Below are 10,016 nucleotides of genomic sequence, written 5' to 3'. Positions count from 1 at the left end.
CGCGCAGGAGGCGTGGCGCGTCCTTCCCGTCGGCACCGTCAAGATCAACAACGTGTTCGGCGGTGCGCCCGGCGGTGCCTCGCAACCGCGCCGCGCGAGCGGCAACGGATTCGGTTTCGGCCCTGAGCTGCTCGACGAGATGACCGCGGTGAAGGTCGTGCACTGGTCACCGCCGGGCGAGTGACCGCCTAGTCCTCCTTGCGGATCAACCGGCCCAGCGCCTCCTGGTCGGAAGCCAGCAGCTCCTCGATCCGCGGCTGGTTGACGTCGGCCACGATGATCTCGCCGACCTCCTGGTAGACGTCGCGGAAGATGCCGTGCGACTTCATCTTCTCGGTTTGGTAGATGTTGTCCTCGGTCGGTGTCACGTAGTAGACGATCTCGGCTTTGAACCGGTGGATCAGCCACAGGTGGATGATGTCCATCAGCCGCTTCTGACGCAGCTTCTCGGCGAACGTGTTCTGATCCCGCACGGTCAGGATGCTGCGGCCGTGCCGGTCTTTGATCGGGTCCACGATGACGTTGGCGAGCTTCTCGTCAGCACCGTCGCCGCGCTCGCCGTAGATGCCGAGTTCGAGCACGTCGGAGCCCGGACGCGTGGGGCGTAGCTGCACCCGCAGCTTCTCGCCGAGCTGGTAGTGCTCACTCCACAACGCCAGCCATTCCTCGAGCAGCTTCTTCGGCACCTCGGTCTGCACGAGGTGCTGATGCTGCGTCGAGCCCTTGCCCATCGCCTTGGTGGTGGCGAGACGACCGGACGACGCGGCCAGGGCAGCGTCGCTGCGCGGGCCGCCGACGAGTGTTTGCGGTGTGCGGTAAGGGGATTCGACGAGACGCATCTTGCGCTGCAGGCGCGCCAGCGCGAGCATGCCGTCCTGGCGCAACGCGGTGGCGAACTCCTCGGACGCGACGCCGTCCACCTGATGCCCTCCGTAGGTGATGAAGTTGAAGACGAAGCCCATCTTGCCGAGCTCCTCGGGGAAAGCCCGCATCTCGTCGTCGGTCATGCCGGTGGTGTCCCAGTTGAACGAGGGGGACAGGTTGTAGGCCAGCATCTGGTCGGGGAACACGGCATGCACCGCCTCGGCGAACTCGCGCGCGTCGGCCAGATCGGCGGTCTTGGTCTCCATCCACAGGATGTCGGCGAACGGGGCCGCGGCAAGCGACTTGGCGATCGCGTACGGGATGCCGCCGCGCACCTGGTAGTAGCCTTCCGGCGTCTTGGCCAGTTCGCAGTCCCAGCCGACCGCAGCCCCGAGCTCCCTGGCCTTCTCGCGCGCGGTGTACAGCGGGGCGAGCTGAGCGAACTTGCGCCAGTCGGCCACACTCATGTCGAGTTGCTCGCCTTCGCTCTCCCGGAACTCGAGCAGCTCGGCGACCGCCTCGCCGTACGTCATCAATCCCGCGTCGACCTGCCACGCGTCGACGACCTTCGATTCCACACCGTCGAAGATCTCGTCGATGTCGCCGTCCGGACGGTCCTGGTACGCCGAAGCCGCCTCGGCGACCGCGTCGCCGAGGCCGTGCTGGTCGAGCCACGCGTTGGCGGTCGCGTACTCGCCTTCGGGCAGTGCGTAGAGCATGTGGCCGTTGAGTTCGGTGACGCCGGCCTCGTAGAAGCGGCGCATCATCGCCAGATAGCAGGACTTATACGAGGGGACCTTCAGATTCGTCACGCCCAGCACGAACGGTTGGTCGCGTTCGTCGGCGCGGCTGTCGATCAGGTTGGCCGCCTCGGCGTCGGTGCGGGCCACGATGATCCCGGGCACCCGCATGATGTCGAGTTGGAACCGGGCGGTGTTGAGCCGCTTGATCTGCTCGTCGGACGGCACCAGCACCTTGCCGCCCTGATGGCCGCACTTCTTGGTGCCCGGGCGCTGATCCTCGATGTGGTAACCGGGCACACCGGCCTCCACAAATCGGCGAATCAGGTTGCGCACGTGCGGATCTCCGCCATGGCCGGTGTCAGCGTCGGCGATGATGAACGGACGGAAGTCGACAGCCGGCGTCGCGGCGCGCTGCTTGTCCGACATCTGCAGCCGTAGGTACTGCTGATTGCGGTCCGCGGTGAGCAGCGCACGGACCAGTCCCGCCGCCTCCTCGGGCACCTGGCTGAGCGGGTAGCTCGCCAGGTCGGGTCCGGGGTCCTCGGTGGTCGACCCTTTGGCCGAGGTCGCCCAGCCACCGAGGTAGATGCCCTCGATGCCCATCCGCTTCATCGTGACGGCCTGCCCGGGCGAGTAGGGGCCGAACGTGGTGATGCTCTTCTTCTTCGCGAACAGTTCGCGAAGCCGCTCGTAGAACGCCGTGGCGGCCTCGCGCGCGACGATGTAGTCGGAGGGGATGGTGCCGCGCTGCTCGGCGACCTGGCGCGCCGAGTAGAGGCGGATGATCCCGTCGAATCTCGGGCTGTCGAAGTACCGCTGCGTGGCAGCGACCTCCTGCTCGAACGGGGTCTGAGGCGCGGCGTCCGTTTCGATGATGGCCATATGAGCCACAGTACGACTCGGCTTTCTGTGGCGAGGGCGTTATCGGCGTGGGGGCGGTCGTGGGGGCGGTCTACGTGGCGGCTTCGAAGGTTCCGACGACGTGCTCGGCGATCGCCAGCGCCGACGTGGCCGCAGGGGAGGGCGCGTTACGCACGAGGACGGCGCGGCCGCGAACGCTGATCCGGAAGTCGTCGACCAGTCCGCCGTCGGAGTCGAGGGCCTGGGCCCGCACCCCTGCTGTGCCGGGCACGACGTCGTCGTCGCCCAACGCGGGCACGTAGGCCCTGGCGGCCCGGATGAACCGTCGCTTGGACAGGGAGCCGTACACCTCGCGGACCCCGGTTCGCCAGTGTCGCCGCGCGAACCGCCAGAAGGCCGGGGCACCCGCGACCGCGGCCACGTCGCGCGTCGACACCGTGCGCCACGAATATCCCTCTCGGGCCAGCGCGAGAACGGCGTTGGGCCCGATCAGCACCTCGCCGTCCACCCGCGGGGTGAGGTGCACACCGAGGAACGGGTAGCGCGGGTCGGGCACGGGATACACCAACCCGTTGACGAGATCGCGGCGGTTTGGTTTCAACGCGTAGTACTCGCCGCGGAACGGCATGATCACCGGATCCGAACCGTCACCGGCCATCTCGGCCAGCCGGTCACTGTGCAGGCCGCCGCAGACGACGACCCGGTCGAACCTCGCCTGCGTGTCACCGGCGGCGGTACGGACACCGACGACCACCTCCGCAGGGTGCGGCTGCAGAGCGGTCACCTCATGTCCGAGAAGGATTTTCGCCCCGAAGCCCGCTGCGTCGGCGGCCAGCGCCCTGGTCACCTCCGCGTAGTCGACGATCGACGTCGACGGTGAATGCAGAGCGGCGATGCCTCGCACGTTGGGCTCGAGCTCGCTCAGTTCCGCCGGCCCGATGATCCGCACGCCCGGGACACCGTTGGCCAGCGCGCGCTGTTCGATGCCGGCAAGCCGTGCGCGCTCCTCTTCGGTGAGCGCCACCAGGACCTTGCCGCAGACGATGCGCCGGATACCGCGCTCGGCGCAGAACGCTTCGAGCAGTCTCACCCCGCGACGGCAGAGCACCGCCTTCTGCGAACCGGGCGGGTAGTACAGCCCGGCGTGCACGACGCCGCTGTTGCGTCCGGTCTGGTGGGACGCGAGGCGACTCTCCTTCTCGAACAACGTCACATCGGAGTCGGGATGCCGCCGAAGAACCTCACGCGCCACCGCGACGCCGAGAATGCCGCCGCCGATCACGCCGACACGTTCTGTCATCATCACTGATCGGTTACGGTACTGCATCTCATTAACCCTGAGCCAGGCGCGAATTGGCATCTGCGGCGGGTCCGACGGTACAAGTGAGTAAAGCGCCATTGGTATGCGCGCATCGAGAAAGTTGAACTACCCATGAGACGCATCTACGCCTTGGTCATCGGCCTCGCCATGCTGGCGACGGTTCCCGGGGTTGCCACCGCCGCACCGCTTCCGCGGCCCGCTGGAAACCAGCAGGCGATCGACGCTGTCATCGCGCGCGGGCTTTCGCAACGCGGAGTCCCGTTCTCGTACGGCGGCGGCGACGTCAACGGCCCCACCATGGGCAGTGGCACGGCCGAAAACGTCGCCGGGCTCAGCCGGGACGGACGCATCGTCGGCCTGAACCCGGCCGTCAGCACCGTCGGCTTCGACGCCTCAGGGCTCATGGTCTATGCCTTCGCCGGCGTCGGGGTGAAGCTGCCGCGGTCGTCGGGTGCCCAGTACGCCGTCGGCCAGAAGGTGTTGCCGTCCGCGGCGCTGCCAGGTGACCTGATCTTCTACGGCCCCAACGGAAATCAGAGCGTGGCGCTGTTCCTGGGCAACGGGCAGATGCTCGAAGCAACCGAACCGGCCGTCACGGTGTCGCCGGTGCGGACCACGAACATGGCGCCCTATCTGGTCCGCATCATCAAGTGAGCTGACCGCCGCATCAATCCGCGCAGCGCCAGACGTCGGAGGGCATCGGGTAGGCGATAGCGCGCGCGACCATGCGCGCCGTATCGCCGCCCAGCTCCCGTTGCACCAACCACAGCGCAAGGTCCAGACCCGCGGTCACCGCTCCGGCCGTCACCACCGCGCCGTCGTCGACAACCCGGTTCTGTCTGACCGTCGCGCCGTACTTCGAGAGCTCGCCCAGGGCGGCGGGATTGGTGGTGGCGTTGCGCCCCTGCAGCAGACCCGCCTCTCCGAGCAACAGCGCTCCCGTGCACACCGAGGCCACCCATCGCGCGGTCTCGGACAGCCTGGCGATGGCGCGGGGCAGCTCGCCGGCGCGGATTTCGTGCGGCACTCCGGTGTCGGCCGCCGCGACCCATCCGCCGCCCGGCACGAACACCGCGTCCGGCGAGCCCAGTTCTTCGGCGACATGAATCGGCATGCCGTACGCACCCGTCACCGGGTTCCCACCGCCGGTACGCACCAACGCCACGTCGAGGGACGGATCGAGCGTCGCCGCGCGGACGAACACCTCCCACGGCGCCACGACGTCGAGTGGATCGAAACCCTCGAAGACGATGATCTCGATGCGCATTCCTAGAGAATGCTCCACCGTCGATGCGCGCGGCGGAGATCGCTGATAAAGAAGACGGATGACATCGACATTGAAGCCTGCCGAAGGCATCGCTGAACGGGTGCGCGCCATGCGCGAGAAGGTGCAGGGTGAAGCCGCCGAGTCCGAGCGGTTGCGCACGCTGAGCCCCGCGATCGTCGAGGCGATGTGGGACAGCGGTCTGATGTCGGCGTTCAACCCGGAACCGGCAGGCGGGATGGAGCCGTCGTTCACCGAAATGATCGAGACCTGGATCGAGATGGCTTGGCAGGACGGGTCTTTCGGCTGGGTCGGCATCGCCAACCTGCCGTCGTCCTTCGCGGCGGCCGCTTACCTGCCGGATGCGGGTTTCGCCGAGGTCTTCACCGCGCACGGCAATCGCGTGACCATGGGCGGCCAATTCTTCCCGAACGGGCAGGGTCGCGTTGAGGGCGGCGGCTACCGGCTGACCGGATCGTGGAGTTTCGGATCCGGTATCGGGCATTCGCAGTACGTGGCCGCGGGGTTTCTCCCGATGGACGGCGACGAGATGCGGTGGGTCAGCGAGGGCGTGCCCGACATGCAGGTGGCCGTCCTCCCGCGCGAACAGGTGAGCTTCAACGACGGCTGGAATGTGCAGGGGCTGAAGGGAACCGGTTCCTACGACTACAGCGTCGAGGACGTCTTCGTGCCCGCCGAGCGGACCTTCGCGCTGTTCACCCGTGAGCCACTGCGCGGATCGTCGCCCGCGACCCGCATGGGGCTGATGCCGGTCACCGCTGCCGGTCACGCGTCGTGGGCGCTCGGGGTGGCCAAGAGCATGCTCGACGACGTCCAGGAGCTCGCCGCGACGAAGTTCCGGATGAGTGACATGGCGTCGCTGGCCAGTCGGCCCACGTTTCAGAAGGGGCTCGCCCACCATGTCGCCGCGTGGCGGGCGGCGCGGTTGCTGGTGATCGACGCGTTCACGGCCGCCGAAGCCGCCGTCGCGGCGGGGGAGGACCTCGGGCCGGGCTTGCGCGCGGACATGCGGGTGGCGGCGGTTTACGCCACCGACGTGGCGCGCCAGTGCGCGGAATGGGCCCACCTCGTCGCCGGCACCAGCTCCATCCGTGAGGGCAGCCGGCTGGAGCGCGCGTTCCGCGACATCTACACGGGATCCCAGCACGCGTTCATCAGCGAGAAGGTTGCCATCGACGCGGCCCAGATCTGGCTGGGCATCATCGACGATCAGTTCGGGCTCTAGGTGCGGGCGACGAAATCAGCGATGATGCGGCCGAGTTCGTCGCCACGCTGTTCCTGGATGAAGTGGCCCGCGCCGCTCACCGTCGTGTGCGGCTGCCCTCGGGCGCCGGGGACATGGTCCGCCAAGACTTTGTCCCAGCCGCGTGTCGCCGGATCGCCGTCGGAGTAAGCGGTCAGGAACGGCCGCCGCCAGTCACGCAGCGCGGCCATGGTGGCGCGGCCGATCGCGGCGCCGCGATCGTTGCGAGTCAACGGAATCAACGCGATCATCTGGCGCAGCCCCGCGGTGAACCTGCGGTCGGGGAACGGCGCGTCGTAGGCGGCAAGAACCTCCGGACTCAGCGGCCCGGCCACCGCGTCGAGGAAGAAACTGGGCACCAGTTCGGGTGCGCGCTGGTAGAACGCCACGTAGTCGAGCAGGGTCTCCTGGTGGATGACCTGCCCGTCGCCGACCGCGTGGTGTGGCCAATCCAGCTTCCCGGCGAGGTCGGGGTCGCAGGTGTGCAGGATTGTGTTGGTCGCGACGACGCGGGCGAACCGGTCGGGGTCGCGTGCCAGCATGCTGAGCCCGATCGGGCCGCCCCAATCCTGAACCACCAGCGTGACATCGGACAGCCCAAGCCGGGTCACCGCGCTGTGCAGCCAGTCGATGTGCCGGTCGAATGTGTAGTCCGTCGGGTCGGTGAGTTTGTCCGACCGGCCGTAGCCGATGTGGTCCGGTGCGATCACCCGCAGCCCCGCCTCGAGCAGCACGCCGATGACGTGCCGATAGAGATACGACCACGTGGGCTGTCCATGCAGCAGCAGGACGACCGGCACATCGGGCGGCCCGGCATCGACGTAATGCATTCGCAACGGGTCGATTCCGGCGGTGTGAACATCGAGGTAGTTCGGCTCGAACGGAAAGTCCGGCAGGAACGCGAAGCGCTCGTCAGGGGTGCGCAGGACGGTCATCACCTCACCTGCCAAGGGTCTTGAGACTGCCGGCAAGGATGATGGCGCGCAACGTCTTTCGGTCGAACTTACCGCTGGGCAGCGTCGGGATCTCGTCGCTCGACGCCAAGAGCCAGCGCGTCGGTACCTTATAGGCGGACAGGTGCGCACGGGTGTGGGCAGACAGCGCGTCGACGTCAATGCCCTCGCCGGTCGGCGCTTCCCCCGCCACGACGACAGCGCAGACTTCCTCCCCGCGCGCAGGGTCGTCGGTTCCGAGGACCAGACACTGTGCCACGCCGGGGAATTCGGCGACGACCGCTTCGACCTCGAGCGGTGACACGTTGGCGCCTGCGGCCTTGATCAGCTCGGTGGTCCGGCCGACGTAGAACAACCGCGGGTCGCCCGGTCTGCGGTAGACGCGGTCACCGGTGTGGTACCAACCGTTTTCGTCGAACGTCTCGGACCGCTCCCGCTTGTTGTAGCCGGCCATCACGCCGATGCCGCGAACCAGCAGTTCGCCCACCGTGCCCTCGGGAACCGGGTTGCCCGCGTCGTCGACGATGCACATGTCGGTGAACGCGAAGCCGCCTGCGGTCTCAGACATGGTGCGGTGCACGGGGAATCCGTCGGGGACGTCGACCATCGCGATGTCCAGCGGCCCGTCGCGCAGCATCGGTGCGCAGCTCAGGTCGCGATCGGGAAAGCTCGGATGCTCGCGAATCCGCTGGGTGAACGCGGGCCACCCGACAACGCCGGCGGCCCGTTCACGCTCGATCAGGTCCAACGCGGTCTCGGCGTCCAGCCGTGGCAGGACGAGGACGGTGAGCGGTTCGTGCAAAGCCCCGGTCGCGGCCAGCAGCCCGCCGACCCAGAAGAACGGCATTGCGCACAGAATCCGGGTCGGTCCTTCGCCTTTCGTGATCGCTCGAATCGCGCTCGGCCACATGGAGGTCTGGCGCACGAGTGTGCCGTTGGTGTGCATCACACCCTTCGGGTCGGCGGTCGAGCCCGACGTGTGAATGACGACCGCGAGGTCGGCGGGGGAGACCTCCGCCTCAGCGGCGGCCAGTAGTTCGGGGGAGACACCCGCATCGGTCCACGGAGTCGCCCAGCCGGGAACCGGGCCGTCGACGAACACGATGCGACGCAGGTACGGCGCAGCAGTGAGGGTGAGCCGCCCGGCCGGCTGAGACGTCAAGCCGGGCCAGGCGGTCTCGAAGCGCTCGGCGACGTCGATGTTCACCACCCGGCTCGGGGCGATGAGTAGCGCGATGTCGGCCAGCCGCGCCACCTTGGCGATCTCTGCCGGGGTGTAGAGCGTGCTGAGGGGGACAGCCAGCGCGCCGATGCGGGAGAGCGCCAGCCACCAGATCACCCAGTCGACGCCGTTCGGGAAGAACAGTCCGACGCGGGAACCCTTGCCGACGCCCTCGCCCAGCAGCCATCGCGCGACACGGGCCGAGCGCTGGTGCGCCTCGCGGTAGCTGAGCCGATCCGTCGGGGTGATCAGGTAGAGGTGCTCGCCGAACTCGTTCGCCGCACGTTCGAGAAGCGCGGGAACGGTCGGGCGCGGGGACTCCGTCACCTACTGATTGTCTCCAACGCGCACTGGGCGACCGCACGAGGCGGCCGCCCAGCAGGGCGCGGCGTGTCAGGCGCCCAGCGTGCGCTGGATGTCGCCCTTCATCGCGTTCAGTTGCGAACCCCAGTAACCCCAGCCGTGCGTGCCGTTGGCCGGGAAGTTGAACGTGCCGTTGCTTCCACCCGCCGCCTCGTAGGCCTGCTCGAACTCCTTGTTGCTGTCCACGGTGATGGTCTCGAGCAACTGGCCGGCGATGTCACCGCCACCGCCGAGTTCGGACGGGACGCCGTTGCCGCAGTACACCCAGATGCGGGTGCCGTTGCCCACCAGCCGACCGACGTTGACCGTCGGGTCGTTGCGCTTCCACGCCGGTCCGCCCGGTGCGCCCCACATCGCTGTGGCGCTGAACCCTCCCGCGTCGCGCATGGCTACGCCGACCAGCAGCGGCCAGATCCCGGCTGACAGGTTGAGAAAGCCGGAAAGCGATGCGGCATAACGGAACTGGCCCGGATGGTACGCCGCCAGGATCAGCGCGGCGCTGCCCGACATCGACAGGCCGACGACCGCGTTGCCGCTCGGCGAGATCCCCTTGTTGGCGGACAGGTAGGCGGGCAGTTCGGAGGTCAGGAACGTCTCCCACTGATAGGTGTACGTGCCACCGTTGCCGACCGCGGGGCTCTGCCAGTTGGTGTAGAAGCTGGACATGCCGCCGACCGGCATCACCACCGACAGCCCGGAGTTGAAGTAGTTCTCGAATGCCGCCGTCTCGATGTCCCAGCCGCTGTTGTCGTCGCGGGCGCGCAGACCGTCGAGCAGATACACGGCGTGGGGTCCGCCGCCCTGGAACTTGACCGGGATGTCGCGGCCCATCGCGGCGGACGGGACCATCAGTGTTTCCACCGGCAGGCCGGGCCGTGAAAAGGCCCCAGCGGTGGACGAGCCACCCGCCACCGCGACCAGCCCCGGAACCAGAAGTGCCGCCAGCGCGCCGACCATCGACCGACGCACCCAACTATGTACAGATCTCATCGCTGTTGAACTTTCCTGATCGAGGGTTACCGCAGAGCGGTTCCTTTGCGGACCGGACCCCCGTCGGTCAGATCAGGTGCTGCTGCTTCACACCTGCCGCACTGCGGCCGTTGCTGATCGGTTTTTCGGTGCGGAGCGGCCCCATGTTACGGACGTCATCGTTCGGTAATC

The 10,016-nt window shown here is 67.9% G+C and carries 8 protein-coding genes and 1 pseudogene; 3 read left to right on the top strand and 6 right to left on the bottom strand.

What is annotated here, in order from left to right:
- Positions 1-184, top strand: a pseudogene (locus A5663_RS17550) (aldehyde dehydrogenase); the annotation flags it as partial.
- A 4-nt stretch (positions 185-188) separates the two neighbouring features.
- Here A5663_RS17550 and aceA read toward each other — a convergent pair.
- The gene (gene aceA, locus A5663_RS17545; RefSeq protein ID WP_068151832.1) at positions 189-2,489 is read right to left on the bottom strand and encodes an isocitrate lyase ICL2; all 2,301 of its coding nucleotides are present in this window, start codon (positions 2,487-2,489) and stop codon (positions 189-191) included.
- A 70-nt stretch (positions 2,490-2,559) separates the two neighbouring features.
- Positions 2,560-3,768: an L-2-hydroxyglutarate oxidase gene (gene lhgO / locus A5663_RS17540; protein WP_068151850.1), complete on the bottom strand. Its 1,209-nt coding sequence runs from the start codon at positions 3,766-3,768 to the stop codon at positions 2,560-2,562.
- Positions 3,769-3,900: 132 nt separating this feature from the next.
- On the opposite strand from lhgO, the gene ripD reads away from it, so the two are divergent.
- Complete coding sequence (ripD, locus tag A5663_RS17535) at positions 3,901-4,443, top strand: NlpC/P60 family peptidoglycan-binding protein RipD (protein ID WP_068151823.1); 543 nt, start codon at positions 3,901-3,903, stop codon at positions 4,441-4,443.
- Between the two features lie 13 nt (positions 4,444-4,456).
- Here the strand turns inward: ripD and A5663_RS17530 are convergent, their stop codons facing one another.
- The gene (locus tag A5663_RS17530) at positions 4,457-5,056 is read right to left on the bottom strand and encodes a DJ-1/PfpI family protein (protein ID WP_068151817.1); all 600 of its coding nucleotides are present in this window, start codon (positions 5,054-5,056) and stop codon (positions 4,457-4,459) included.
- A 58-nt stretch (positions 5,057-5,114) separates the two neighbouring features.
- Between A5663_RS17530 and A5663_RS17525 the strand changes: the two genes are divergently transcribed.
- On the top strand, positions 5,115-6,299 hold the full coding sequence (locus tag A5663_RS17525) for an acyl-CoA dehydrogenase family protein (protein ID WP_068151810.1): 1,185 nt from the start codon (positions 5,115-5,117) through the stop codon (positions 6,297-6,299).
- On the opposite strand, the gene A5663_RS17520 is transcribed toward A5663_RS17525, so the two are convergent.
- The 3 genes from A5663_RS17520 to A5663_RS17510 form a co-directional block, all read right to left on the bottom strand.
- On the bottom strand, positions 6,296-7,252 hold the full coding sequence (locus tag A5663_RS17520; protein WP_068151849.1) for a haloalkane dehalogenase: 957 nt from the start codon (positions 7,250-7,252) through the stop codon (positions 6,296-6,298). The genes A5663_RS17525 and A5663_RS17520 overlap by 4 nt on opposite strands.
- A gap of 4 nt (positions 7,253-7,256) precedes the next feature.
- Entirely contained in the window at positions 7,257-8,819 is a 1,563-nt protein-coding gene (locus tag A5663_RS17515) for a class I adenylate-forming enzyme family protein (protein ID WP_068151809.1), read from the bottom strand.
- A gap of 66 nt (positions 8,820-8,885) precedes the next feature.
- A complete protein-coding gene (locus A5663_RS17510; protein WP_068151803.1) occupies positions 8,886-9,845 on the bottom strand; it encodes an esterase family protein in 960 nt (319 codons plus the stop codon).
- Between the last annotated feature and the right edge of the window lie 171 nt (positions 9,846-10,016).

The sequence above is a fragment of the Mycobacterium sp. E740 genome (assembly GCF_001672895.1).
Classification (GTDB): domain Bacteria; phylum Actinomycetota; class Actinomycetes; order Mycobacteriales; family Mycobacteriaceae; genus Mycobacterium.
This window is presented reverse-complemented; position numbering and strand designations above follow the sequence as displayed.

Bases quoted from the DNA above. Each gene is read 5' to 3' on its own strand.
- ripD (WP_068151823.1), top strand. From the start codon at position 3,901: ATGAGACGCATCTACGCCTTGGTCATCGGCCTCGCCATGCTGGCGACG.
- A5663_RS17520 (WP_068151849.1), bottom strand. From the start codon at position 7,252: ATGACCGTCCTGCGCACCCCTGACGAGCGCTTCGCGTTCCTGCCGGAC.
- aceA (WP_068151832.1), bottom strand. From the start codon at position 2,489: ATGGCCATCATCGAAACGGACGCCGCGCCTCAGACCCCGTTCGAGCAG.
- A5663_RS17510 (WP_068151803.1), bottom strand. From the start codon at position 9,845: ATGAGATCTGTACATAGTTGGGTGCGTCGGTCGATGGTCGGCGCGCTG.
- lhgO (WP_068151850.1), bottom strand. From the start codon at position 3,768: ATGACAGAACGTGTCGGCGTGATCGGCGGCGGCATTCTCGGCGTCGCG.
- A5663_RS17530 (WP_068151817.1), bottom strand. From the start codon at position 5,056: ATGCGCATCGAGATCATCGTCTTCGAGGGTTTCGATCCACTCGACGTC.
- A5663_RS17525 (WP_068151810.1), top strand. From the start codon at position 5,115: ATGACATCGACATTGAAGCCTGCCGAAGGCATCGCTGAACGGGTGCGC.